Annotated in this window: 26 protein-coding genes and 1 pseudogene; 3 read left to right on the top strand and 24 right to left on the bottom strand. The window is 42.6% G+C overall.

All coding sequences use genetic code 11. The features are described 5' to 3' along the window. Positions 1–129 precede the first annotated feature (129 nt). The 3 genes from AC1WMD_RS16250 to AC1WMD_RS16240 all read right to left on the bottom strand — a co-directional run bounded on the left by AC1WMD_RS16250 (position 130) and on the right by AC1WMD_RS16240 (position 2,387). On the bottom strand, positions 130–495 hold the full coding sequence (locus AC1WMD_RS16250) for an HXXEE domain-containing protein (RefSeq protein WP_494258012.1): 366 nt from the start codon (positions 493–495) through the stop codon (positions 130–132). A 297-nt stretch (positions 496–792) separates the two neighbouring features. Next, on the bottom strand, positions 793–1,806 hold the full coding sequence (locus tag AC1WMD_RS16245) for an alpha/beta fold hydrolase (RefSeq protein ID WP_494258011.1): 1,014 nt from the start codon (positions 1,804–1,806) through the stop codon (positions 793–795). A 65-nt stretch (positions 1,807–1,871) separates the two neighbouring features. Next, positions 1,872–2,387: a PadR family transcriptional regulator gene (locus AC1WMD_RS16240; RefSeq protein ID WP_494258037.1), complete on the bottom strand. Its 516-nt coding sequence runs from the start codon at positions 2,385–2,387 to the stop codon at positions 1,872–1,874. Positions 2,388–2,769: 382 nt separating this feature from the next. On the opposite strand from AC1WMD_RS16240, the gene hcp reads away from it, so the two are divergent. After that, complete coding sequence (gene hcp / locus AC1WMD_RS16235) at positions 2,770–4,056, top strand: hydroxylamine reductase (RefSeq protein ID WP_494258010.1); 1,287 nt, start codon at positions 2,770–2,772, stop codon at positions 4,054–4,056. Between the two features lie 124 nt (positions 4,057–4,180). Here the strand turns inward: hcp and AC1WMD_RS16230 are convergent. Then, positions 4,181–4,549 (bottom strand): annotated as a pseudogene (locus AC1WMD_RS16230) (transposase); the annotation flags it as partial. Between the two features lie 86 nt (positions 4,550–4,635). Between AC1WMD_RS16230 and AC1WMD_RS16225 the strand changes: the two are divergent. Both AC1WMD_RS16225 and AC1WMD_RS16220 read left to right on the top strand, forming a co-directional pair. Beyond that, positions 4,636–4,827, top strand: a complete 192-nt coding sequence (locus AC1WMD_RS16225) for a hypothetical protein (protein ID WP_494258009.1) — start codon at positions 4,636–4,638, stop codon at positions 4,825–4,827. After that, positions 4,827–5,651, top strand: a complete 825-nt coding sequence (locus AC1WMD_RS16220) for a serine/threonine protein kinase (RefSeq protein WP_494258008.1) — start codon at positions 4,827–4,829, stop codon at positions 5,649–5,651. The genes AC1WMD_RS16225 and AC1WMD_RS16220 overlap by 1 nt, the downstream gene beginning before the upstream one ends. 276 nt (positions 5,652–5,927) lie before the next feature. On the opposite strand, the gene lhgD is transcribed toward AC1WMD_RS16220, so the two are convergent. The 20 genes from lhgD to AC1WMD_RS16120 form a co-directional block, all read right to left on the bottom strand. Further along, positions 5,928–7,130, bottom strand: coding sequence for an L-2-hydroxyglutarate dehydrogenase (gene lhgD, locus AC1WMD_RS16215; RefSeq protein ID WP_494258007.1), 1,203 nt, complete (start codon positions 7,128–7,130; stop codon positions 5,928–5,930). A 293-nt stretch (positions 7,131–7,423) separates the two neighbouring features. Then, complete coding sequence (locus AC1WMD_RS16210) at positions 7,424–8,218, bottom strand: ABC transporter permease (RefSeq protein ID WP_494258006.1); 795 nt, start codon at positions 8,216–8,218, stop codon at positions 7,424–7,426. Then, positions 8,218–9,156: an ABC transporter permease gene (locus AC1WMD_RS16205; protein WP_494258005.1), complete on the bottom strand. Its 939-nt coding sequence runs from the start codon at positions 9,154–9,156 to the stop codon at positions 8,218–8,220. Before AC1WMD_RS16205 ends, AC1WMD_RS16210 begins: the two co-directional genes overlap by 1 nt. Beyond that, positions 9,120–10,220 (bottom strand): ABC transporter ATP-binding protein, encoded by a 1,101-nt coding sequence (locus AC1WMD_RS16200; RefSeq protein ID WP_494258004.1) that lies wholly within the window; start codon positions 10,218–10,220, stop codon positions 9,120–9,122. The genes AC1WMD_RS16205 and AC1WMD_RS16200 overlap by 37 nt, the downstream gene beginning before the upstream one ends. Positions 10,221–10,239: 19 nt before the next feature. Next, positions 10,240–11,343, bottom strand: a complete 1,104-nt coding sequence (locus tag AC1WMD_RS16195) for an ABC transporter substrate-binding protein (protein ID WP_494258003.1) — start codon at positions 11,341–11,343, stop codon at positions 10,240–10,242. A 17-nt stretch (positions 11,344–11,360) separates the two neighbouring features. Further along, a complete protein-coding gene (locus tag AC1WMD_RS16190) occupies positions 11,361–12,071 on the bottom strand; it encodes a FadR/GntR family transcriptional regulator (RefSeq protein ID WP_494258002.1) in 711 nt (236 codons plus the stop codon). A gap of 630 nt (positions 12,072–12,701) precedes the next feature. Then, positions 12,702–13,481: an enoyl-CoA hydratase/isomerase family protein gene (locus tag AC1WMD_RS16185; RefSeq protein ID WP_494258001.1), complete on the bottom strand. Its 780-nt coding sequence runs from the start codon at positions 13,479–13,481 to the stop codon at positions 12,702–12,704. A 24-nt stretch (positions 13,482–13,505) separates the two neighbouring features. After that, complete coding sequence (locus AC1WMD_RS16180; protein WP_494258000.1) at positions 13,506–14,276, bottom strand: SDR family NAD(P)-dependent oxidoreductase; 771 nt, start codon at positions 14,274–14,276, stop codon at positions 13,506–13,508. A 146-nt stretch (positions 14,277–14,422) separates the two neighbouring features. After that, the gene (locus AC1WMD_RS16175; RefSeq protein WP_494257999.1) at positions 14,423–15,175 is read right to left on the bottom strand and encodes an SDR family NAD(P)-dependent oxidoreductase; all 753 of its coding nucleotides are present in this window, start codon (positions 15,173–15,175) and stop codon (positions 14,423–14,425) included. Between the two features lie 528 nt (positions 15,176–15,703). Beyond that, positions 15,704–16,126 (bottom strand): NUDIX hydrolase, encoded by a 423-nt coding sequence (locus AC1WMD_RS16170; protein ID WP_494257998.1) that lies wholly within the window; start codon positions 16,124–16,126, stop codon positions 15,704–15,706. Between the two features lie 268 nt (positions 16,127–16,394). Further along, positions 16,395–16,748, bottom strand: coding sequence for a DUF3221 domain-containing protein (locus tag AC1WMD_RS16165; RefSeq protein WP_494257997.1), 354 nt, complete (start codon positions 16,746–16,748; stop codon positions 16,395–16,397). Between the two features lie 211 nt (positions 16,749–16,959). Next, entirely contained in the window at positions 16,960–18,027 is a 1,068-nt protein-coding gene (locus AC1WMD_RS16160) for a PQQ-dependent sugar dehydrogenase (RefSeq protein ID WP_494257996.1), read from the bottom strand. 272 nt (positions 18,028–18,299) lie between these two features. Beyond that, entirely contained in the window at positions 18,300–18,596 is a 297-nt protein-coding gene (locus AC1WMD_RS16155; protein WP_494257995.1) for a hypothetical protein, read from the bottom strand. A 120-nt stretch (positions 18,597–18,716) separates the two neighbouring features. Beyond that, positions 18,717–19,016: a hypothetical protein gene (locus AC1WMD_RS16150; protein ID WP_043904789.1), complete on the bottom strand. Its 300-nt coding sequence runs from the start codon at positions 19,014–19,016 to the stop codon at positions 18,717–18,719. Between the two features lie 32 nt (positions 19,017–19,048). Further along, the gene (locus AC1WMD_RS16145; protein WP_494257994.1) at positions 19,049–19,258 is read right to left on the bottom strand and encodes a hypothetical protein; all 210 of its coding nucleotides are present in this window, start codon (positions 19,256–19,258) and stop codon (positions 19,049–19,051) included. A gap of 429 nt (positions 19,259–19,687) precedes the next feature. Further along, complete coding sequence (locus AC1WMD_RS16140) at positions 19,688–19,987, bottom strand: MFS transporter (RefSeq protein ID WP_043904791.1); 300 nt, start codon at positions 19,985–19,987, stop codon at positions 19,688–19,690. Between the two features lie 165 nt (positions 19,988–20,152). After that, positions 20,153–22,819, bottom strand: coding sequence for a DUF2309 domain-containing protein (locus tag AC1WMD_RS16135; RefSeq protein WP_494257993.1), 2,667 nt, complete (start codon positions 22,817–22,819; stop codon positions 20,153–20,155). Continuing rightward, a complete protein-coding gene (locus tag AC1WMD_RS16130; protein WP_494257992.1) occupies positions 22,794–24,326 on the bottom strand; it encodes an NADH dehydrogenase subunit 5 in 1,533 nt (510 codons plus the stop codon). Before AC1WMD_RS16130 ends, AC1WMD_RS16135 begins: the two co-directional genes overlap by 26 nt. A 306-nt stretch (positions 24,327–24,632) precedes the next feature. Then, positions 24,633–25,001: a Na-translocating system protein MpsC family protein gene (locus AC1WMD_RS16125; RefSeq protein WP_043906567.1), complete on the bottom strand. Its 369-nt coding sequence runs from the start codon at positions 24,999–25,001 to the stop codon at positions 24,633–24,635. 832 nt (positions 25,002–25,833) lie between these two features. Continuing rightward, the gene (locus tag AC1WMD_RS16120) at positions 25,834–26,658 is read right to left on the bottom strand and encodes an ABC transporter ATP-binding protein (RefSeq protein ID WP_494257991.1); all 825 of its coding nucleotides are present in this window, start codon (positions 26,656–26,658) and stop codon (positions 25,834–25,836) included. Between the last annotated feature and the right edge of the window lie 231 nt (positions 26,659–26,889).

The raw sequence follows: 26,889 nt of genomic DNA, 5'->3' as shown, positions 1-26,889 counted from the left end.
GGAAGAAACTCTGTTCTCCCATGGGGAAAAAGCGATATCCCCTTCTTGAAGTATCGCATTTCGTTAATGAGTAATCCGAAATTTTTGTTTAACTTACGATTCCCGTTAGCACAATAAGTATATAGAATTTTATACGGCTTTTTTTCCAATCCAATGAGCAATAAGTACAATTGGGAAAACTAAGAAACAAAAAGGAAAGCTGACAAAAATAGTATCCCAAGTTATGACTTGATTTTCGAATAATGAGTGAAACAATACTATGCTATATGGAAAAACGATAACTATTGATGTTATAACACCAGGAGTAATGGAACGGAAAAAAATAGACTGGCCAATATGAGTAAATACATGAAGAAAGAAAATCATTATACAAACAGTAAAGAAATGAATGTTGGCAAATGGACCTTGATTAACATATTGACTTGCCATATAAGTAGAACTGCTAACAAATAGAAAAATAACCAATACCGAAACAGAAAATTGTGCTGTTGACATTGAAAATTGCTTAATTACTCTGTTGGCAATTTTTCTTGGCAATTTTTCATAAATGACATCTGAATTCTTTTTTATCTATTTTTCAATCATAATAACTTCTTCCAAATCATGCAGAATAAACATAATTGGAAATAGCCAAATAAGTGTTTGAACATCAAGCCATCGTTCCATAATCTTCCCCCATTCAGTGTACCAATTTTATCTTATTCTATCTGGTTGGTAATCCATGTTCAACTAAACTGCCCTTAGTAGAGTAAGAAAATTAAACGACTTTTTGGTCACTCAACAGATTGGTAATTATCCCGCCTTTTTGTTTTCATTTGCTAGAACTTGAACTAATTGCTCGTAATAGCGTTCGGGTTCTTCATAATGAGGCATATGACCGGAATTTTCAAACCAAACGATCTTTTTATACGGTGCATCAAGATGATTCATATAGTCTTCTGCGAGTTCAAATGGACAAGAGTAATCGTGTTTTCCTAAGAAAAAATAGACTGGAATTTCAACTTTTGGTACGAGACGACGTAGATCTGTTTGGAGAAGTTCTTGATGAAGATGTTTTACACTGAAGAGAGCGCCTCTGAAGAAATTGATTTTATCGACTAGGCTGTATTCAGGTGCGGAAAATATCCATTTAAATACTTCTCTACCATTGCGACTATGCATTTTACCTCCGAACTTTTCAAGCCAGACAGAATACTTCCAAAGTCCTTTTAAGAAATTGTTGAAAGGCGGCTTTCCAATAGATTTTAATTCACGGATTGCTTTTTGATTTCCGGTTTCTATCGCTTTTTTCATAACATAATCATAAGAAATCATCAAATTATCTTGGAGACCTACTGCTTGAGCTAATCCAATGTAGGCATGAAAATAATGAGGATATTGTTTTATCATTAACATGCCAAGCAATGTACCAAATGAGTGGCCATGTAAATAAAATTTCTCGTGCTCTTTATTTAATTTCTTTTTAACATAATGAATCACTTCTTCGGCATCAGATATAAATTGCGCCAAGTTCATTGACTCAGGTTTAATCCGTTTGGAGTAAGACTTTGCTGCGCCACGTTGATCCCAATTAACGATTGTAAAATGCTTCTCTAGCGGTCTGTTTAGTACATGGGATAAATACATTTCACTTTGACCAGGTCCACCATGTATCATAAACAAAACAGGGTTGTTTATATTTTCACCACGGATTAATATAGCTTGCTCAATGCCTCCTATTTTCACTTTTTCAAGAGACACGATGCTGTTCTTTTTTACGTTTCCAGATTCATCAACAATCAGTCTTTCTTTAACAAATAAATTCATTTGTACATCTCCTTTTCTGTTATTATAGCTTGGATATCCAATATTGGATATTTACTTAAAAAAAATTAGTGATTAGCTAAATACGAAATTGTTTTTTTGATTAACTGAATGTCCGATTCAATGATTTGTATCGTATGATCAAAAGCATACTCCATAATGGGATTATATGCAGTTGTTTTTGATTTGTTTGCTTTTCCCGTTTCCCATTCAGCCTTTATTTTTTCTAAATTAGCTAGGTTTTCTTCTAATATGGACAGTGCTTCTTCTTTTGGTAATTGATGAATCATTGCCAATGAGAGCATAAAGTCAGATTTTAATGAATGTGGCTGAAGCTTTAAGTTGTCTCTTAATAACTTTTGATAAAGCTCTTCACCGGACTCAGTGATGGCATAAACCTTTCGAATTCGTGCTCCAGTTCGTTCTTCTTTTACGACCTTAATTGTTCCTTCTTCTTCCATCTTATTTAATGCATAATAGATTGAACCTGACAGTACATTTGCCCACTGATCGACTCTGCTCTCTTGAATAATCGTCTGTATCTCATACCCATGCATTTCTTTATTTCGTAGAAGTCCTAAGATGATTAACTTTGAAATGGCTCATACCCCCTAACTTGGATATCCAACATTGGATAATTTAATAATAATTGTTCTAGTTATTTATGTCAATACATATTTTGTTAATTTTTTGATAAATGAAACGAAGATAAAGTCGTGAAAAATAGATACTTATCCCACAATCGCGCCGCTGATTGTTGCAGACTTACTTAAGTAACTGTCTTAATCCCTCTGTCATTTGTTCGACCAACTCTGGTCTTCCGTCTTTTACTTACTATATACTCACTGTTAGCCATCATTCATTTTTTCTCCATATTTCGATTTGAAGTGTGATATAAATCACTTATGTTGGAAGCCTTTTCTTGTATTTTTAAAGTGTCAAACTATTATTTAGGGAGGGGAAGCAATGTTTTGCCATCAATGTGAACAAACGCCAAAGGGAGGCTGCACCGTCGTTGGTGTATGCGGAAAAGATGAAACAATTGCAAGTTTACAAGACACCATCGTATTTGCTTTAAAAGGAATTGCAGCGTATCGTACACACGCTCATCAACTCGGATACACAGATCCTTTCATTGATGCAACAACACACGAAGCGCTCTATATGACATTGACAAATTCAAACTTTAACGTTCAAGAACATCTCGATATGGCCATGAAAGTTGGAAAAGCAGCGATCCGTGTCATGGAATTGCTCGACCGAGCGCATACCGAAAAACTCGGTATTCCTCAACCGGTGCGTGTGACGCAAAATAAAATTGAAGGCAAATGTATTCTTGTTACAGGACATAACTTACTTGCACTAGAAAAATTACTTAAGCAAACGGAAGGAAAAGGGATCAATATTTATACACACTCCGAAATGTTACCGGCTCACGGTTACCCTGAATTAAAAAAATACCCACATTTAAAAGGAAATGTTGGGAAAGCATGGTACGATCAGCGTCGCTTATTTGAAAAATTCCCAGGTGCTATTTTAGCGACGACAAACTGTGTCATGCCCGTAAAAGGAACGTACTCCGATCGAATGTTCTCGTATGATGTCGCTGGATTGGAAAATGTCCGAAAAATTGAAAACGATGATTTTACTCCATTGATCGAAAAAGCGTTAGAACTTCCTGAAGCGAATATTGAATCCGATGAAACATTGTTAACTGGATTCCATCATGAGACGGTCATCGGCATCGCTCCAGAAATTATTCAAGCGGTAAAAGACGGTAAAATTCAGCGATTTTTTGTGATTGCTGGGTGTGATGCACCTGGAAAAGGCGGTGAATATTACCGTTCATTAGCAACGTCACTGCCGCCAGAAACCGTTATTTTAACGACATCATGCGGAAAGTTCCGCTTCAACGATATTGATTATGGAGTAGTGCCTGGAACGAACATCCCTCGCTACATTGATTTAGGTCAATGTAACAACTCGATTTCGACAGTAAAAATTGCAATGGCACTTGCAGACGCATTAGGCTGTGAAGTGAACGAACTTCCACTAAGCATTGTTCTTTCTTGGTTTGAGCAGAAAGCGGTTGCAATTTTACTCGGTCTTTTCAGTCTGGGCGTTCAAGACATTCGCATCGGTCCGAAAGCACCGCATTTTATTTCTGAAGGTGTTTTGCGCGTATTACAAGACATGTTCGGATTGAAACTGATCGGTGATGTTAAAGAAGATATGCAGGCGATGCTTGCTTAAAAGTAAAGAGGCTGGCTCAAAAGGTCGCTGAATCAACCTTTTGAAGCTAGCCTCTTCTTTCTTTTTTCTTTTTTGGATATTATTGGATATTGTCAAAAAAATCGCTTCTGACTCTTTCTTTTTCTTACTGTTTTTTTCTTGTCGGATCGGTGGTTGCCGCCCACTTTTCAGATTGTGGGCAGCACAAACTAGACCCCACTCCAAGGTGATTTTTGGGAGGCCTCTCAGTGAAAACCGATGAAATTGCTGATTATGCTTGATTTACCCAAACACTGGCTCTGCTTCGGTTTGTCGCTTCCGGTACCTGCTTCGTGGCTCTTTCCTCTGTTGCCAACCGTTCCCAAATTTCCTGCCGTTGTTTTTGGTTTTAGGGGGAGACGGTGATGGTTTTTGTTTCTTTTCCTTTCGCGCACTCGGCCTGAAACGGGCATCCCATGCAAGCTGTACAGTGATACGTGCGTTTGACCGTTCTCCAGTTTTGGCCAGTCTTTCTGGAAATGCGGACATGAATCATGAAACTTCCTTATTTCTATTTCGTATATAAATATAAAGTAATCTTATCGTAAAGGAGAAGATCATATGTTAAAGAAAATTATCAAAGCACTGTTGAAAGAACACTTGCTTCATCAGCAATACCATAAAATGCATTACAGCAGCAGTGACCATTATCCGAAGCATTATACGAATATCCATCCTTCCCACTACGGTCATAAGTATTATAAAAAGAAACATCATAGCGGCAGTTTCTTTTCAAGCTTTTTCGGAAGCTAATGATGCGTTTTTTGTATCGTCACCCCGCGCTTGCTCGCTTATTCGAACGGCCGTATCGAAAAGGGAAGGTTATTCGGCGCCGCTATCAAATTATAGCAGAGCTTGGGATGGGAAGCTATGGCATTGCTTACGTGGCCAACGACTTACAGACAGGCAGGAAAGTCGTTGTCAAACAATGCCGAAAAACAAGAAGGAAAGAAAGTGAGCTGTCCTTCCAGCGGGAAGCGGATATATTAATGCGGCTTAAGCATCCGCAAATTCCATCGTTATATGACACGTTCCTGGAAAATGGAACGCCCCATCTCGTAATGGACTATGTCCAAGGAGAAACAGTCGAAGCGCTTATTTTCGAAAAGGGAAAAACGTATACAGAACGAGAAGCATTTCAATTACTGCGGGATGTGCTCGCCGTAGTCGAATATATTCATGCCAACAACATTGTCCATCGCGATTTGCGCATTCCAAATATTTTGTTGCGCGACGGTACCGTATTTGTGATCGATTTTGGATTAGCGCGTTTTTTTGGTGAGTCCGTTCCTCACATCGAAACGTATGTGTCCGAAAAAAAGCTGCGGCGCGATACTCATCCAAAAAGCGACTTTTACGCATTAGGGCACTTTACCCTATTTTTGTTATATTCCTCGTACGAGCCGAAAACACAGGAAGAAAAAAGTTGGGAAGAGGAGCTGTCCATTTCCGAAGACGCCCGTTTCATACTGCGGAAAATGCTGCAAATTGATCAACCATACGATGATATTTACACGCTAATAAACGATGTAGATCAGCTGATTGGAAATGGGCCGAAACGCATTATTGTTTCATAGTGGTATAAATGCTGGCGCGTGGGTGAACCAACAAAAACCGTTATCACTAGTCCATTTCAACCTTTTATCAAAGTATCAAGGATGTTTTTCGAGATTGGGCAGTTTTGCCCAATCGTTTATTTATGTTGGCGCATGCTATGCGGCTGCCAGATTTACATGGAATGGTGGAAAAGACCAATCAAAACGAAAAAACTTTTGATCGTCAGGTGTTGAGCCGATGATAAAACCCGCTGAAAATCAAGCGGGTTTTTGTGTTAGTCTTATCATTTTCTCCTCTTAACCAGCGATCAACGCCAAATCCGCCACCCGGCGGGCGATCTCTTCACCAATTGGGAGACAAGCCGTCGCGGCGGGTGAAGGAGCGTTCAACACATGAACCGTACGTTTCGTATTAATAATGTAAAAATCATCCACAAGCGTGCCATCAGCGCGTAACGCTTGGGCACGCACGCCCGCAGTTGTTGGAATCAAATCATCGATTTCGACTTCCGGAAGCAAACGATGCAGGTTTTTCAGAAAAGCTTTTTTACTGTACGAACGAACCATTTCTTCCACTCCTTCGCGCCAATACTTAAAGGCAAGCTTCCAAAAGCCTTTAAAAGAAAAAATATCCAGCACATCTTTCGCGTCAATATCTGTCTTCTTATACCCTTCACGTTTGAAACCAAGCACGGCGTTCGGTCCAACTTCAACCTCGCCATTGATCATCCGCGTAAGATGGACGCCGAGAAACGGGAATTGCGGATTCGGAACGGGATAAACTAGATTTTTCACAAGATGGCGTTTTTCAGGACGTAACTTGTAATACTCTCCCCGAAACGGAACAATTTTCAAATCGGTGATAATTCCAGAGGCACGTGCGATGCGATCGCTATGGAGCCCTGCGCAGTTGACTGCGAAGTCAAAGGTTCGGGCACCGCGATTGGTAATAACGTCGACTTTTTGACTGCCTTCTACGATTCGTTCTACTTCTGTATTTAATAGCAACTCGGCACCGGCGTCTTTCAGCAATGACGCTATTGTCTCACAAACTTTGGTATAATCGACGATGCCCGTTTCTTTCACACGGATGGCTTCGATGCCGCTGATATGGGGTTCAAAATCCCGCAAACGATCTTGATCGATCAGTTCCAGATCGAGCCCGTTTTTCAATCCGCGGTGATACAAGTTTTTCAAAAGCGGAAGCTCCTGTTCATTCGTCGCCACGATCACTTTTCCGCATCGTTCAAAAGGAATGCCATATTGGCGGCAAAAATTGATAAGCATTTCTCCGCCCAACCTCGCAAATCGTGCTTTGTAACTGCCTGGCTTATAGTAAATGCCCGAATGGATAACGCCGCTATTATGACCAGTTTGGTGCGTCCCCCATTGATTTTCCTTTTCCATGATGGTTACTTCGGCGCTTGAATCGGCTTGTTTGAGGGCATATGCGGCAGCCAACCCAACGATACCTCCACCGATGACGGCTATGTGGCTCATACAGATCCCCCCTTCTTATCTATTTTAAATTTTAAGAATGCAAATTGTGGATTGAGGAAAATTGTCGTTTTGAAATAGATTAGAGACATACACCATGCTTGTTTGAGCAGTTCCGCTTCTTGGCCGCCACGGTGATTGTGCCCCCAGGACAGACGAGTGTCAAAAAAGCGTTTTTTTCCAATTCTCGGCGTACTTTTGCTGCCACATCTGCAATCGCTTATTCGTCAACGGGCATATCAAAGGCAGTTTCATATATAAATACCTTCCGGCCATTGTCGATTGCACGCCGTCGATTAATGGGCGCTTCCTAACAGGCGTCCGACACCGTGAATTTTTTCGAGGATCAGGATCAGGACCACCGAAATCAAAATCACAACACTTGACACAGAAGCAACGATTGGACTGTACGCATCCTGCATGTTCGAAAAAATCTCAAGTGGCAACGTTCGCATATCGGGAGATACCATAAACAGCGAGACAGTTACGTTATCGAACGAAGTCAAAAAGGAAAACAGGGCCCCAGACAGGATCGCTGGCCGGATCAGCGGCAGTGTCACCTTCCAAAAAATGATTACCGGACTGGCTCCGAGAATCGCTGCCGCCCGCTCCAACGTGTAATCAAAACCGCTCAGTCCGGTCAGCACAAACCGGATCACATATGGCACGCAGATGACAATATGCGCGATCAAAAATCCGGTTGGCGTTCCTGCCAACAAAAGCGGCGTGAAGTAAATCAATAAGGCGACCCCCAGCACCAATTGCGGTACCGTCAATGGGGCAGTCAGCAACGATACTAGGTAACTCTTCCCCGGAATGTTATACTTGGCAATCGCAAGTGCGCCCAGAGTCCCCAGCAGCACAGAAAAGAATGCCGCCAGAAAAGCAAACTTGACGCTGTTCCAGAAAGCCTCGACAAATTCCGGCCGTTCTAGCAATTTCATATACCACTTTAGCGAAAATCCGTGCGGTGGAAAACTTGGATAGCTTGCGCTAGTAAAAGAAGCCGGAATCGTGACAAGCAACGGGATCAGGATATAAACCAGGCTAATCACAGCTACCGCAACCCTGATTTTTCGAGAAATTTTCATTAGCGAAACACCTCCCGGTACCGTCCTCTTTCCATCATTCTCGTAAAAATCGTAACAATTGCCAATGTGATGCCGAGCAATACATACGAGACGGCTGATCCGTACGTCCAGCGCAACAGGTGGATGATTTGGTCATATGCCACCACCGGCAACATTGGCACATTCGCTCCCCCCATCAGGGCGGGAGTCACATAAGCGCTCATCGACATGCTGAACACTAGCACTATACCGGACACAATGCCAGGCAGGCTGAGTGGCAGAGTGATCGATAGAAACGAACGGAATGGACTGGCGCCGAGAATGGCGGCCGCTTTTTCGAGTGACGGATCAATGTTATACAAACTGGTGGCGATGGACAAAATCATAAACGGCATATACGCGTTCGACAATCCGATAACCACCCCTGCTTCCGAAAACAAAAGTTTCAGCGGCGACTCGGTGATGCCAAGATCTATCAACAGTTGATTGACCGTGCCGTTTGGCAACAGAAGCAAATACCAGCCAAAATTGCGAACCACGATACTGATCAAAAGCGGCGACGCAACCAACAGGGTCAGCAATCCCCGGATGCGGGGAGAGCATTTTGCCATCGTCAGTGCCACCGGATAGCCGAGCAACAATGACACGATCACTGTATACAGGCTCACTTTGATCGTCAGCCAGAGCGAATGCAAGTAATAGGGATCGGTGAAAAAGCGAACATAGTTGCTAATGCTATAGGTTGCATTGGTCCCACCCGGTCCTTCTGTGTCAATAAAGCTCAGATACAGGATATAAAGCATCGGCACCACAAAGAAACCGATGATAAACAGCAACAATGGCAGCAACAGCAGCACAGCATACAGATACTTTTTGAAATTCCTGCGTTTGCCTGATACAGCCGGCTGCAACCGCAAGCTGGCTATTTCTTGACGATCATCATATCTGATGGGTTCCATCCGACCATCACCTCAGTTCCTATCGTCCAGCCCGCTTCGATGGAAGGATGCAACACCTGCATCCGTTCACCTAGCAGTGACACTTCAATTTCCCAAGCCGAGCCTAGATAATTCATCTGGACAATGGTAGCGGTGTGTAAATTGTAGTCAGGAGTCGGGTTTTCCACCGAATGTATCGTCAACTTTTCCGGGCGGATGTATAGCTTGACCGCATCCCCTACCGTACAGGTACGATCCGATCCCATCACATTCTCCGCTTCGACCAGCACTTGGCCGCCATCCTCCAGTTCCACACTGACCATCCGGCTGTCGATCGATTTCACTCTTCCTTGCAATTGGCTTGATTTTCCGATAAATTGAAAGACAAATTCGGTGCGCGGATGAGCATAGATTTCGGTCGGCGTTCCGACCTGTTCAATTTTACCCTTGTTCATCACGACGATCCGGTCAGACATGGAAAGTGCTTCCTCTTGGTCGTGCGTGACAAAAATCGTGGTGACCCCCACTTCTTTTTGCAACCGTTTGATCTCGGCCCGCAATTCATGACGCAACTTGGCGTCAAGATTGCTTAATGGCTCGTCGAGCAATAACAGCTTCGGTTGCACCACCAGCGCCCGGGCTATGGCAACACGTTGCCGCTGGCCGCCGGACAGTTCGCGCGGATACCGGTCTTCCAGCCCGTCCATTTTCACCAGTTCCAGTGCTTTCTGGATACGCCGTTTTTTCTCGTCTTTCGGCACTTTGCGCAGGGACAGGCCAAAATCAAGATTTTCATACACGGTCATATGCGGGAACAACGAATACGTTTGAAACACCATTCCCAAATCGCGCTTGTAGGCGGGAACGTCATTCACTCGACGTCCTTTGATAAACACATCCCCCTGATCGATGTCGAGAAAACCGGCAATCACGTTGAGCGTTGACGTTTTACCGCAACCGGAAGGGCCAAGCAAGGTGAGTAATTCACCTTGCTTGACCTCCAGATCGATACCGTCTAGGATTACGTTTCGGCCGATTCGTTTGTAAACGCCACGTATTTCCACGTCATTAGCAAGCGCTTGCATATATCCGCCTCCTCTTCCCTTATTTTTTCACGTTCTTTCCTAATTCCGGTGTGACTTCTTTCGCCCATCGATCTGTCCATTGCTCCCGGATTTCAGCCATCTTCTTGAAATCTGGTCGGAAAACAGGATCGCTGTCCTTCAAGCCGATCGACTTTTCATATTTTGGCGCCACTTTCATTCCTTTCAAAACCGGATAGAAACCGCTTTCCGCAATCAGTTTCTGAGACTCTTCGCTAATCAGAAAATTGACAAAATCCATTGCCGCTTTTTTATGAGGGGCATTTTTCACCACCGTCGCACTAAATGCTTGTAACGGTGCCCCTTCTTTCGGAATCACCATTTTCAGCGGCACTCCAGACTCGATCAGTTCGGCGATCGCATAGCTGCCCATCACCGTTACGTCGGCTGCCCCCTGTTGCACGGCCGGCATCATCTGGGTGGAGTTTTTGTAGAACGTATCCGAATAGCTGGCGAGTTCTTTCGCCTTTTTCAGACCGGGTTCCAGATTGTCAAGGCTGCCGCCGTTCGCATTCGCAAGGTTATAAAGAAGAGCGAATCCCCAATCGTTGGCGATGTCAGCGAACGCCGTTTTTCCTTTGTAATCGGGGCGAATCAGATCGTTCCAAGACGTAATCGGTGCCCAGCCGTTCTTCTCGAAGGTTTTCGTATTGTATGCAGGTGCAATTACCAAACCGAATACGGGTACTCCAATATTATCCACCGTGACAAACCGCGGGTCGACTTTAGCCATGTTAGGAATCGCCGATGGATCTAATTGCTCGGCCAACCCTTTGTCAGCCGCTCGTTGCACATCAAGCGGTACATACATCGCGACGTCGTACTGAGGAGCGTTTTTCTGCAATTCGACTTTTGACAGAATTTCTCCTGACAACCCCGGTACGAAATTCACTTTGATGCCATATTTTTCTTCAAATTTCGGCGCAATCACTTCGCGGATCGCTCTTTCAATCTTGCCACCGTTCCCGGCAACCGTAATCTCCGTCACCTTGTCCGACGACTTGTTGGCCGGTTTCGCCTCACCGGGCGGTTTCGCGTTGGGAACTCCGCACCCAGCCAATGCCGCCATCACCATCACGAGTCCAATCATGATCCATCGTTTCATAACAATCCCCCCATTTTTTACTCTTTTAGCTCCAACAGTTTTTTTCGAACGTTTTCCAGGTGTTGCCGCATGCAGGCAACCGCCCCTTGCACATCACGTTTTTCGATGCAGGCGAAAATCTCCTTGTGCTCCTGAAGTACGCTTCTTCGTTTCTCGAAATTTCCCATATTTTGATAGAGAGTATAGTTCAGACTTTGTTTCAGCACTGGCGATAGATTGTCGATCACTTGAATCAAAACCGGGTTTTTCGATGCGATAGCAACCGCGCGATGAAAGGCAAAATCGGCATCGACTCCAGCTTCCCCCATTTCCAGCTGGTACTCAAAATCAAGCAGCGCCTTCTTCATTTCTTTCAGATCATGCTGATCGGCCCGCAAAGCGGCCAGCTCGACGGTGCCCAATTCGATAATTTTGCGAGTCTCAAGCAAATGCAGCGTTTGTTCCTTTTTCGCAACGATCGAAAGAGCTAACGGATGAATGTAGTCGCTGAGGTCGACTTTACGCACAAAGGTGCCTTCACCTTGCCGCGTTTCGATGATCCGGGCGGCCGCCAGCATGCTCAGCGCCTCGCGGATACTGGAGCGACCAACACCAAACATGTCGCTCAATTCCTTTTCCGAAGGTAGTTTGCTGTCTGACGGAAGCTCGCCCTGTTCGATCAATCGTTTGATTTCTTCGACTATCTCTTCCGAAACTTTTTTTCGGCGGATGGGTTTAACTTTTCTCATGTCATCCTCCTTTCCTGCAAGGTAAGCGGCTGTTGGGACCGCAACCACCTTTTTGAAAGCGGTTACATTAGAGCGGTCATTGATCCTAGAGTGCCGCTTTTCAGCCACAAAAACCGGCTAACGCATTTAGGTCGTCTTAAATCAGCAGCACTTTTTCGTCAATCAGAAATGCGGATGATGCAACAAGTTGTCCATTGACGGTCTGTTATCAGACAATCTGATATCTGTATATTTATATTTCTGCCAAACGTTCAATATCCCTTCTATAATTCAAAATTTTTTTAATTATAAAAAAACTGGTGCGCAGAGATAGTTGAAGTTTCCGCATGCCAATCCGTTCTGTCATCTATTGGAGCGGATTTACAGGATTTTAGTATCCATGTGTAATTTAACTGCTTATTCGGTAAAAAGACGACTTGAGCTGTGTGCGGAAAACTGTCACGTACGGTTTTTAGAATTAGAGTGTGTTTTTTTTGCAAGCAAAAACTGGAGGTATTTCTCCTCCAGTTCTCATAATTTAGTACTAATCAGTTGATCCTTCAAGTACCAACAAGCTTTTATATCCCGGCCTTTTGAGACCGGTATCTTTTTTAATCCCTCCGGCCTGCCATGCTCAGTTAGTTGAACATCTTATCTGCCCTTAAATGCCGGCTTTCTTTTTTCTTTAAAGGCAGCGACGCCTTCCTTGTGATCTTCTGTCTGAACCATTAATGTTTGTATCAGTCGTTCTTCCTCCAGTATTTCTTCGAGTGTAGACGTAAAGGAATGTTCAATTAATTTCTTCTGTTTTCCGAATGCTTTACTTGGTCCATGCGCTAATTTTAATGCTAGGTTGATTGTTTCTTCCTGAAGTTTTTCTAATGGGAAAAGATAATTGATGACGCCTAATTGATAGAGCCTTTCGGCTGGAATCGGCTCTGCGGTAAAGAAGAACTGTTTAGCCAAATGCGGACCAATTAACCTCGGCAGAAAATAAGAACCTCCGCCATCAGATACGAGACCAACTTGAGAGAAGCTTAAAGCAAACTTGCTATCCTCCGCTGCGACAATTAGGTCGCAAGCTAACGCTAAATTGACCCCTGCACCAGCCGCAAAGCCATGAACAGCGGCAATAATCGGTTTTTCTATTTTCTTCATCGTCAAAATGAGTTTATTGAGCCTGCCGATATGTTCATAAACTTGGACGCCGTTTGCTTGCCCCATCGTTTTTACATCGCCGCCAGCACTAAATGACCGTCCTGCACCAGATAAGACGATCACCCGGACATCATCATCGTTTTCGGCATTCTTGATAGCTTCTGTTAAACCCAAAATCATTTCTGGGCTGAAAGCATTTAAGCTTTCCGGACGATTTAATGTGAGCGACAACACAGGTCCTAATTTTTCAATAACTAAATGATTTTGAGACATGCCAATCTTCCTCTCTTTCGTTCGTTATTTTATCAGCCAGCCGCCATCAACAAGTAAATCAGATCCAGTCATATAAGATGCTTCACTCGAGGCCACAAAAGCGATGACATTGGCAATTTCCTCTGGTGTGCCGACTCTTTGCAGGGCTGTATTTCGTTGAATGGCCTTAACAAAACGATCATTTTGCAGCGCATCTTCTGTTAACGGCGTCTCTACAAAACCGGGAGATACGGAGTTGACGCGAATTCCGTATGGTGATAACTCAAGGGCGAGCGATCTGGTAAAATTAATCACACCTGCCTTGGCAGCGCTATAATGGGGAATTTCCGCACCAGCCTGATGTCCGGAAAGGGAAGCAACATTTACAATCGCTCGGTCACGTTTTTCCCGCTTTGCTCCTTCTGCCATCACTTTTCCAAGTGCTTTCGAGACAAGAAAGACACTTTTTAAATTGACACGTTGAACATAATCCCATTCTTGTTCGGACATTTGTAAAATCTTCGTGTGGGTAGAACCGCCAGCGTTGTTCACTAAAACATGCAAATCCCCATATTGCTGCTCTACATACTCCGCTAATTTCCGGACATCTTCTCCATTGGTTACGTCCGCAGGGAAAATGTCAGCCATTGAAATTCCGCTGTTGCGGTTAATCTCCTGTGCGGTCTCTTCCAACTTCGCTTTTGTCCTGCCGACTAAAATAACTTTCGCGCCTTCCCTAGCCAAACGAAGGGCTGTTGCCTTACCAATGCCACTTCCCGCCCCTGTTACTAAGGCAATGGTTTGTGAAAATCTCATCTTCCTTCCTCCCTTTGTTTTACTATCACTTACACAGATGAGTACTTTTATCTCTTTTTTGAACTTGATTTTGTTACAATACTGAAGTCGCTGATTTCGAATTCGTTATAATTTACATAATACTTTTATGATAAACTATTCTTTTGTTAAAATGTGAGTCCGCCGCCATCAACGGAAAGGGTAGCACCAGTAATAAATGAAGCTTCATCTGATGCTAAAAATAAAACAGCATTTGCTACCTCCTCCGGAGTACCAATTCTACCAAGAGCATTTGCCTTAGAGATAATTGGCCATTTTCTTGCGTCCTGCTTCCAGCCATCGATAATTTTTGTATCAATGACACCTGGTGCTATTGCATTAACACGGATGTTGTACTTGCCGTATTCCAGTGCAGCATTTTGCGTTAGCAGGATGACACCAGCTTTGGATGCATTGTAAGCAGCTTGATATTTCTTCCCTTTTAATCCTAGTAAACTAGAAGTATTAATGATCGCTCCGCCGCCAGATTTTTTTAACTCAGGAACAGCATACTTGATGCCAAGGAATACGCCCTTTAAATTAACGTCAATGACCCGGTTCCATTCCTCTTCTGTCAAATCAACACTTCTCACTTCAGAATTCGCGATTCCAGCATTGTTGAACATGATGTGTAATCCGCCAAATGTACTTGTTGTTATATGAACTAGCTCCTTTACTTGACTGGAGTCCGATACATCCGTTTTAACAAAAATAGCCTCTCCCCCAAATTGCTGAATAAGGCTAACGGTTTCCTCACCACTTAAGGAGTCTATGTCACTCACGGCCACCTTCGCTCCTTCTTTGGCAAAGCGGATGGCTGTTGCGCGTCCAATTCCTCCTCCGCCACCAGTAACAATTGCGATCTTTCCTTTCAGTCTCATGCATACACATCCTTTCTATTTTGTTAGTTCTGCCAAAAGAGTGGATTAACTTTTTGGCCTATATTATTGGTCCTAGCTTGGCCATCTCGGCTCGGTGCACTTCATCAGGGCCGTCAGCGGTGTCTCCATGTCCTTGCGTTTGCCCATGAAGCGGCAATCGGAAAATCCCAGATATCCTGCACCCCCATGCGATTGAATCGCACGAGCAAAGCCATTGACGAATTTTGAACACGCTTACATAAAACATTCAGCTGCACCCCAACGTCTTTCTTGCAGGTTCTGTTGCTGTTCATACACTCGTTCGAGCAGGCATATACACTTCCATGAAGTTTGTTACCTTTTCCCGCCATTCTTTCATAAACGATGAGGAAAAGAAGCTCTCGCCTTTAGGAGTGGGAGAATTGCCCTCTCCCAAAAATACTAACCAGTTGGTATGTTATAACACTATTATACACCTGAATATTAAATATTCAAAATCTTTTCTAAATATTCTAAAAAGAATTCCGCTGCCTCCGCTTTTCAAATTTTTCATACCAATTCTTCCAAAGAGAAGACATTATTTCTCTCAAAATCACTAATTATTTCTGGAGTCAATAGCAATCTCAATTGCTCTTTAGTCGACCAGCGGTAATCAATGTGTTCCTTTGAGAGAACGACATCTCTATTATTGCTCCTACATAAGTAGGTAAGAATCACTACCTGTCTTGTTGGGTCAGTTTTGAAGGTGGTTGCATATAAAATCTTTTCAACTGTAACATCTAACCCAACTTCTTCCTTGATTTCTCGTACAAGTGCAGTTTCCAAATCTTCTCCAAATTCTACTTTACCCCCAACTAATTCCCACGTTCCTCCGCCGATTTCATCATCTTTTGCACGTTGTACAATTAATACCTTACCTTCATATAAAATAAGACCTTTTACAGCTACAACCATTTTATTTGCATTTGTCATTGGAAGCACCTTTCTCTATTTATAAAACTTATTAACTCTACTTTCGCAATTAGTTATAACCCTACCAATTTCAACGATCACCATTTATTGGTCGCATTACCTTTTATTGTATTGCTTAAATTTATTTTAAATTCATAAAACAGCATCTTACAAATAAATCTATTTCTATATCTATACAATAAATAGCTCCCACGTCGTTCTTAAAGCAGGGAGTTGCAGCAAACAACTCCCTTATTTCACTTTTGCGTCTGTTAAAATGAACGACTAATTACGGTTTCGGTTTAATCTTTAAAACTTTGACTTTGGCCGGATACGATTCTAAAATTTCTGAATAACACACTGTTACCTTTTGTCCATTTTCTATTCCCCTTAAAGTACCAAACCCCTTAATCCATAACTTACTCATATTATATTTTCTTCTTAATTCCTGTATTGTTAATTTATTTGCGTCTTCCTGAACAAAATCTGGATCTTCAACTAAATATACTTCGCCTTCTTTGATAATTATAAAACCTTCCAAAGTAGCTTCTTGATTAAGAGATTGGTTAGTTCTATATTCGTTAAAGAAAAATAATAATACTATAATACCTAAAATAATACCCGCTGAAATATATCTTTTCATACGCTTATCTCCTAGCTCTTACAGGTGACAGACACCTGTCGGTTATTTCTCCCTGTTTAACGTGTCCGTTTTCTTGACATAACACCATAATTAACTATCCCTATTACACACAACGAAAGAATCACAGTAAAAAAATATTACAAACAAAGCTAAGTCATTGAGTTCAAGTATTAATGTATAAAATTCCTTTGTGTCAACTTAAAATTTTGTGTCAAAAAGCTCTCGGAATCGGAATTTTGATTAATTTGTCATCATGATTGGCCGGAACCCCTCTTCCATCTGTGTTGTTTGTGACAAAAAATAAATGATCTTCCAATATGAATACATCCCGCACGCGGCCAACATTGGAAACGATTTGTTTATATGTTTTATTTTTTAAATCGAACGCTAAAACACCTTCCCCCCGCAGCTGTGCAACATACAAAATCCCATTATGATAGGCAATTCCAGATGGCGCCCAAGTATGATCACCCGAATGGAACAATGGTGCGATCATCCCGTCTTTCGTTTCATCTCCTTGAATAAGCGGCCATCCATAGTTTCCTTTCGGTTTAATCAGATTAATTTCATCATGTGCACTGGAGCCATGCTCAGAGCTATAAAGCTGACCCGTTTCATCCCATGCCAAGCCTTGTGGGTTGCGGTGTCCATAGCTATAGACAAGGGAGTTGGAATAAGGATTATCGTCCGGTATGGTGCCGTCAAGATTCATTCGTAAAATTTTCCCTCCAAGAGATGTCTTGTCTTGGGCAATCATCGAATTTGTAGCATCCCCAGTTGTGATGTACAGTTTTTTATCCGGTCCAATTTTGATTCTTCCGCCATGATGAAAGTTTCCGCTTGGAATTCGATCAAGCAAAACTTTTTGCTCAAACCATTCATTATTTTCTTCCCGTATTTCTACAACACGATTGAATTGCCCGTTTTCATCCTTATATGTATAGTAAAGAAAGGCGTAATTCTTTTTCTCGGGATGAAGCACAAAACCTAATACACCAGCTTCAGATGCCGTTGAAAGTCGCTTTTCTAAATGTAGATTCTGCCTAATCTTTCTGTCACCTGTAATTTTCACAATGGAGCCAGTCCGCTCCGAAATATAAAAAGATGTCCCGTCCCAGTCGATCGCCCATGGCACACTTAAATCTTGGGCAATGATTTCCATATTGCCGTTGCTATTTGTTTGTTGTTCCTTTTGAGGTCTGTTTTCTCCCTGTTTTTCATTCGAACAGCCTATTAAAAGAAAAATGATGCTGATCATGATAAGAGGATATTTTTTCATAACATTTTCCCTCCCGATAAAAATGAATCTACAGCTTTTGTCATTCCGCTAAAGGTGAAGCGCCACCCCATCATCTACACCGAACTTGGCCGCTACGATAAAAATGAATTTCTACTTAAATAATCTTCTTTCCTTCCATTTAACTATGGATAACAGATTTAGTTATTCATTTAAGAGATAACAACCTTTCATTTTGATGGTAAAAATAAGGAAGCGTTACCATATGCCTAACGCGATCTGTAAATCTAAACGGACGCTACGCATTTAATTTGTTATGATTCGTTTTTACCGTCTGATTTATCGCTATTTTTTTCCTCCCAATAGCTTCCTTCACCAAAAAACTCCGCACACACTCCATTTAGAGACTGCAACTTTTCAATAAATCCCTTTAAATCACAAGTGTGAAAAGTATCATGCAATTCGCGATTTTCTTCCGTAACAGAATAAACATGAACTTCCATACATCCGTCCCATCTGACATTCACATCGAATTGACCGTCTTCACTTTCCAATTCAAGCGCAACGGTTGCCCCATCCTCGTTCTTATGCTGGGTCTTAATGATCCACATACAAAACACTTCCTTCTTGTCGATTATACTCATTAGCCTTTTCGCTGTAATTGATATCTTAATTTTCCAATGGAGAGAGACAATAAGAAAATGTGAGGGAGTCACTTGACTCCCTAGTCTTTAGTCTGTCATTTGATTTGATGCGGAGATAGGTGAACCGGTAGAAGTATGTTGATTTACCCATTCACGAGTTTTATCCAAAACTGCCGATTGGTTTGGAATTTGATCACTGTGTTGTGTAATCCAATTCATGCAGTACTGCGGGTCAATATTGTGCTCCAAGCACTTGGATAAGAAAGACTCAACGTTCGATTCATTACAGTTTTTCCATGTCCCGCACGTTTTACGCCAAATGTCTTCCATTGTTTCCTGCACGGAAGAAGCATCCACGGAGTTTATCCTTTCGTTTTCCTTTGTCATATATCACTTCCACCTTTCATCCGTTAGCATCGTCATTTACAGTATGTCCAAAAGTGGCGTTTATAGTAAAAATTTAAACTAGGTTTGTCGCTTTTTATCCATGAAAGAAAGAAGTAAAGTAATGCACGAACTTTAAAATATACGGCACAACCTGCTAGAGCAGCTAGCTCATCTTTGTTTGTTATTGGCTTTTTCTCTTGCTGTAGTGGATACATTTGATAATACTTCCCTTGCTTTTTCATTAATTCCTCATGGGTACCGCGTTCTACAATAGTGCCGCGCTCTAATACAAGAACTTGATCATCATTTTTATTTGAAGAAATGACATTTTGGTATGGGAAACTGCAAGAACAGAAGGAGAAAGAAAAGCAGGAATTACGCTAGAGAGAGAAACGAAGCTATTGGAAGCCTGGACAGAAGAGAGCCTCCGCTAACCTTTCCCAATAGGAACACACAAAGCCAATAACATTGCGAGTTATTGGCTTTTTCATTATCATGGAAGACACTCGTTTGTTTAATAAAAACTTTCAATATGAAAAACTTTAACATTATCCCAAATATCTTTCCATTTCTTTTTTGTTATCCGTTCCTCGTAAATCTGCACCCGTTCTTTTGATTTGACTGTTTAGGTGTTTTTTTATTTTAGTTTGTTGATTATTTAGCACATAGTTCTATTTTTTATAATTTCTAAAATAAACAAAGAATGCCCCGCCCTCCTTTTTCCCCGAATAAAGAAGCGTATCGCAAAGTAGAGCGTTGTGAGCACCAGAATGGAAGGTACCAGCTAGACCGGCCAGAGCGAAAGCAAGGGTAAAAACAAAGAAATGCCCACCAACCATCATGAGTAAAGCATAAAAAAGGGAAAGCATGCTCCCGATCAACAAGGTACGTTTTCGCCCATAAAGATCAGCCACCATGCCCGTTGGAACTTCAAAAAGAAGAATTACCACATGAAACAATGATTCAATCAATCCAACATATTCCGTGTCACCGCAGACACCCTTGCGTTAGGATAACTGCTGCTTCTGTCTTCCTGCCTTCGCAGTTAGGGACTTTCCCTCTATAGACTGCACCTATGCCGGGCGCACAAAAACAGCTTGCCGACTAAGCCGGCAAGCTGAAACACTAACTTCTTTTCATGAAAAGTAATTGTCTTCGATGGCCGATGGTTCCCATTTTTCCCATACCCCGCTGTCCGGATCAATGGAAACAAGGCGAAGCCAGCCGTTTTTCACTTTTCTACGGAAATGAGGATCATCTTCGAGCAAGTGCTCAATATATTGTCGTGGAGCTTCGATGATGACAAGCAACCGAAGCGGAGAATGGAACATTTCTTGATCGGATGCCATGACCGACTGCCATGGAAGCCCGGCAAGCAAATCGCTCGCGTTCCCTTGCATAATCCCGATTCCTGCGGTGACCGTTTGTGTTGCTTTGCTGCCGCTGCCGTAATAATGAGGGGCGACAGTCGATGCGTAATATTGCAAATTAATCCATTGGGCAACTGTCACCGGACCGGCAATTATGTTTGCAAGCGATTCTCCAAATGGATCCTCGCGCCAATCATAACTGTGCAGAAATGCTCTCCCTTCTAAATGGCAATGTTTCGTTAGCTGACGGCGACCGATAATAAACGCTGCATTCCCTGCCAGCCCCCATTCCGGACGGATTTCGCTCCAGTCTTCGGCGCGGCGATATGCTTCGGCAAGCGGGTCTCTCTTCTTGTAGTTTAAGCCGGGCAACTTCGACAACCGCTCCATATTTGCATTACGGCTTACTTTTTTGAGCTTGCTTTGCAACATATTAAACGATTTTTGTGCCGCCTCCGAAAGCGTTGGCACATAAAGCCAGCGAAGTTCGTCGACCGTTGTTATATGCTCTGCCGCAGCAAAAACGGTGTCCTCCGGAATAACGATCCCTTCCTTTGCAAGGCCTTCTCGCACTTCTTTAAGGTTGCAAAGCGCTGCGAACACGCGGGCATTGAATCCCCCAGCCGCCCCGCCGCATGCACCGCAATCTAAAGACGAGGCATACGGATTGTTCGTTGCCATGCTTTCATGACCACAGACAACAACAAGAGGCGCGAAAGAAGACGTCAATCCCATTCCTTTTAATAACTGTTTCACATATTTTACTTTTTCTTCTGCAGAAAACCCTACTGGCAAGTCGGTTGCTTTCCAGGAGTCATTCCGATGCAATGAAAGTTCTGTCGCCGGTTTACGTTTGAATGTTTCCTGTATGCGGCGGAATAAGCGTCCCGCCCCGCTTGGCGCTATGCTTCGGGCTAGTGTATGCAAACCGAGCCATGGTCCGCTTACTTCTGGAAGCAACATGCTTGCAAACAGATGTTGTTTCATTTTTTTAAACGTATGACTAATGGAAAACAGTACGTTCCGCCGTCTGCGGTATTCCTTTAGGTTCACCGCCGCTGCATATTCTCGAACTTCATGCTGCGGCTCTACAATCACCGGGCAAGAAGCGTGTGTATAGACGCTGTCCAGTTCGCGTGTTCGGATGGGGAGGCCAAAAAAACCAGCACACCCGTATGTTTCAAATGGGCCCTCCCGTTCTAAATGTCGGCGGAAAGGTTCAGAACGGACATCAATGCAAAAGATGAGCTGAGCGGCTGCCTGTTTCGGCGCGTTGTTTGCAAAAGAGGACGTGATCATGTTTTTTAGTTGCGCCTCTTGTGTATCTTCCCATGCTTCTAGCCAAAGTTTTTTGCGGACGATTTTGTCAAATCGATCAACAAGAGATAAACGGGCTTGCTGCTCAGCTTGCGGCAATTGCAGCCATTGTTCTGGCGTCAATCCTCCCCAGTGCATCCAAGCCGCCAGAAGCGGAAGGAGAACCGTTGCGTCATCCTCTTTTCGTTTGGCCAATGGCAAATGTGGTGCGATCAACGCCCATTCAAGCGAAAGGCGGATCGCTAAATAATCCATCAGCAGCACATGCGCTTGGCCGGATTGCTGCGAGCGCCACAATAACATTCCCGCCCATCCCGGCAAGGAAAGAAGATGCGCTTCCAAGTAGTCTTCCATTGCTCCATGCGGTATGCCAAGCGCCAGCAACGCTTGTCGCAATGCGTCTTCCGCATCATGCGGCAAATCGTTCAATCGTTTGCGCTGTTGTTTGTTTAATGATGGATCGTTGATCACAAGCTTGCGCCATGCGTAGTAAAACCCTTTTTCCCGAAATGGCATCGTCCATAAAGCTTGCGATTCATCTAAAAATAACTTGCACCATTTCATCATTTGGTGATCAAGCATCCGCGCCCATTTCCCCTCGCCTTGTTCTTCAAGGAGAACGCTTAGCGGCTGGATGAATAAACGTTTGGAATCTCCTCGTAATCGCATCTCTTTCACTTTCGCCGCCAAACTTTGCAAGGCTGGAGACGTTAGCACCTCGTTCGGAATTTCTTCGTGCCAAAGCATCGCGCGAAAAACACGTTCTGCTTCCTCACGCGGCACCATTAGCGGCTGTTCATCAAGCCAGCGTTGAAGCCGCATTTCCAAAAACTCCGGATTCAGTTCCCCTTTCCGTTGCGCCGCACGCAGCATCGATATGGTTGGATAAAGGTCAATATTTCGCGACAATTTGAAGCGATAGGCAACTTCCTCAAACGAAAGATGTTCCAACCCCATCCATGGATGGCGCGCGACGAAAGTGGCAATAGGCCAAAGCGGGGCAATAACTTTGCTAGCGCTTTTGACGAGCTCGCTTACGTTTATATCTGCTGCAACATCTTCTCTCTGTTGCACGCGCACACTAGGACGTTCAAGCGATACGGTTGCCTTGTTCATCCACTATCCCCTCCTCCTGCAAATAAGTTGCAAGATAATGCGGATGGCCTTCCACCGACTCTGAGCGCGGTTCGCCTATATGGACGAGCCACATATATAAGCGTGCAAATGAATCTGATGAACGATGGGCGGAAAACCATATGCTCGCTAATCCGCCGATCCCGAACAGCAAAATGGCTGCCATTTCCGTGATCATCGATGAGCTCGAACTTGACGGCAACGTTTTATATAAAAGCGCCATGAGACCGCTATGCATCGCTTCGGAAGCCAGCGCCAATCCGGCTAATACGGCCAACCCGATCCATCGCCCTTCTTTCAAAACAGCGAGCCGTCCCCACGCAAACGCCAGCGACCAGCCAAGAAGCAACACGCTCAGCAACCTCGTGTTTTCTTCCGGCGAGGTCATCCAAAACATCAATCCTAACGCAAATCCGAATATGGCTCCGCCAAGCAGCCACGCCTTCGATAGCGTCAGCGATGGGCGAAACATTTTATGTGGCCGCGGCACAACCGAGCCGGATTGTAAAAATAACGTTGCTTTAAACAGGCCGTGCAGCACTAAATGAATCACTGCCGCTGCATATGCACTTAACGCACATTGAATAAACATCATTCCCATTTGCGCCATCGTGGAGGCAACTAATTGCCGTTTATAGTCCACTTGAACAAAACTGATCCCCGTGCCAATCAACACTGACACAGAGGCGATCATAAGCAGCAGCATTTGCGATCCATTACCGCTAAAAAGCGGAGAAAATCTTGTTAACAACAGACCGCCCGCATTGACCAAACCAGCGTGCATCACTGCTGAAATCGGGGTCGGAGTCACCGTCGACTCCAATAACCAGCGTTGAAATGGCCACTGCCCCGCTGGAATGATCGCCGCTAATACGAGCAAAACGTTCACCCCGGCCGCTTCCCACCATTCCAGACCGGCAAGGCTTTCTTTTGACAGCGCAAGCGATAATCGCCAATATCCCGTTGCTTGCCACAGCCATATGGCGGCTGCCAATAAAGCTATCCAGCTCAACGAAAACATCCTTGCCATTTGCATAACCGTTACTCTTACCGGCTGCCATTCTTTTTTCTGCATCACAAGCAACGTAAGTCCGAGCAATGGCATTCCCCAGCAAAGAACAAACAATCGCAAATCATCGCTCATCCATGTGATGGAAGCGGCGCTAACCGTAAACGTTAAAAGCATAAAATACATTCGATACGCGCGGTCGCCATGTAAATAGCGTATACAAAACCGCTGTATCATCCAGCCAAACATTAAAATATACAAGGCCATCAACCATGCAAGCATATCAGAGCGCCATGGCCCGATCGCCACATTTTTATCGGCGCCAACAAGTCCTGCTAAAGCAACTGCAATCGGCAAAATAAGCAAACTGACATGAATTCGAACGTAACGGATAGGAACACGAGGGTGTAATAGAAATACCGAACTGATTAGAGTAACGACAAGGGTTGCAAACAAGGCAATGAACAATGTTTCACTCAAGGCGATTCTCCTCTCTCTTTAAATAACAAAAAAACCGACTATGTCATCCATACAGAGCACTCCTTTTTAACCGAAAAAGGTAATGCCCATTGTATAGATCGCACATAGTCGGTTTATCTTCAACGAATCCTTAATGGACTTTTTGAAGATCTACCTTCTTTATTTAAACCTTAATGCTTCGTTCGGTTTACCTTCAACAAATCCACGACAGCCACGGATTTTTTGAAGGTCTACCGACACGTTGAAACTGGTTATTCAATTATCCAACATAACTATGTAATCAATGTTAGTGATAATATCATTATATTATTTTAAAAGTTTTTTCTCAAGATCATTAAATAATTTGAACACCATGATCCGTTCGCCTGTACGAGTGCTTAAATCAGTGTGAAAACTCTTCACCTTTTCCCCAGTTATATTTAGGATAATTTCCTTCAGCTCTTCCTCTCCTGATTCAACCAAGCTGGATCGATTCCTTTTTACCGATAACCTTCCTTCTTTTGACTCACAAAGTGAATATTCAGCAGGGGTTAGAATGCCGTGCAAAGAAACAATAATCATATCTCGCAAAATATCTGTCTTAACCGATACTGAACCCCGCCCAAGGAAATCTTTCTCCCATTTCGTTAATGCTTTACTTATTTCCGATTCAATAAAGCCTTTTGATTTGTTCATCATGATTCTCCCCTCTAGCAAAAAAGTCGGAGATTCCTCATCTACATAAGTTGCAACAAACATTTTCTCTTTCCGTCTCCACCTTCATCTAGGATAACGCGGTAGCGGACAGTCGGATGTAAAGCTAAACTGCAACTTATATAGTCTCTTAGTCAAGAAATACATTAATTTTTTACTTAGGATGCTTTTTCATACAGAGCCAATATGAACATCCATGAGTAATTTTGTCCCCGCCGATTCATAAAAATAACAGCCTGGACTCACCGTTATTTTTACATAAAAAAAGGACTGACAATATGTGAAAGAGCCTAGTTTTAATAGAAGATAAAATAAATATCTCTCGGTTGTTATGTCTAATTTATAATTTGCCTTCGATTATACAGTATGTCAACATAAAAAAGCAATAATATTCCATATAGGCTTTTTGGATCAAGTCCACATTACTGTGTAAATTCTTTTTTGAATAATCTAATGATAACTTGTATGTAGATTATTAAATTAGGAAAGAACTTTTTTATTTTAATTTAGCTGATTATTTAGCACATAGTTCTACTTTTTAATTTCTAAAACAAACAAAAATAGCCTCGATCTAACATTTTAAAGCCATGTGATTCCATACATTTTCTAACAAATTTATCATCACTTGCTCAAAACGTTTTTAGTCTATATGGACGGCATTGAAGATGCAATAGAATGGATCAAGAAAGATATTGAACTTGAAATTCCCTACAAATCTTTTATTTTTGCTTTGTTCTCTTACCGCTCTTGAGCCATCCTGTGAATCCTGCCATTATAACGCAATAAGAGGAAACTTGGCACCCCCAAGTTTCCTTTATTTTGATTCTGCCTTCGCAAATTCTGTCCGACTAATATTTTTATGTATGGAAGCCCACGGTCGATTATTTTCCCAATGAACTTTTATCGCCAACTGAAACGTCTCTGATAACAATTCATCTGTTAATACTTCCTCTTTTCGTCCTGCCGCTACAATTTGTCCCTCTTTTAACAACAATACATGTGTCATTTCTTCTATAATTTCTTCAATATAATGAGTGATATATAGTACGTGACATTGTTGATGTGCAATAATTTCTTTCGTTAATGATAAAATTTCTTCCCTTGCTAAAATATCCAATCCTATAGACGGTTCATCTAATAGAAGCAATTTCGGTTTTGCCATTAACGCTCTTCCGATCAGTACTTTTCTTTTTTCTCCTTGTGATAATGTATCATACGTTTTCCCCTTTAAGTGATCGATTCGAAAAGATGTCATAAGCTGTTCAGCCTGCTCTCGGTCCTCACTGGTCACATTTTCGTATAATCCTATCGAAGCAAATTTACCGCTTATCACAATATCCTCTACCGTTTCCGATCCTAAAGTTTGATTAAAACGGTCAAGAGAACTGCTAACAAATCCGATTTGCTTTCGAAGCTCAGGCAAGTTCGTTTTCCCGAATGGATGTCCTAAAACAGAAACTTCCCCTTTTGTCGGATATTGATAGCCTGTTACAATATTTAATATGGACGTTTTTCCTGAACCGTTTAAACCTAATATGACCCAATGTTCCTTTTCTTTTACTTCCCAATTTATATCCTTTAAAATAACTCGATCTCCTCTTATAAAGGACACATTTTTCATACTTATGATATTTTCCATTTCACACGACACCTCTATTTTTTTAGAATATTATAACAAATCAATTAGTGTTATCAAATATTCTAAATTAATATAATAATCTACTTTTTAACGTTCTAGTAATCGGTACCGTCAAGAATTTTGTGTAATGTAATGGGGTAGGGTTTCTCTGAAATGGATTTGGAATGAATAGGGAACTAGTTTCCTCCAAACAGGAGACTGAATATTCAGTCTCCTGTTTGGAAAGGGAGA

Source organism: Parageobacillus sp. NEAU-HV-2, assembly GCF_059115485.1.
This window is presented reverse-complemented; position numbering and strand designations above follow the sequence as displayed.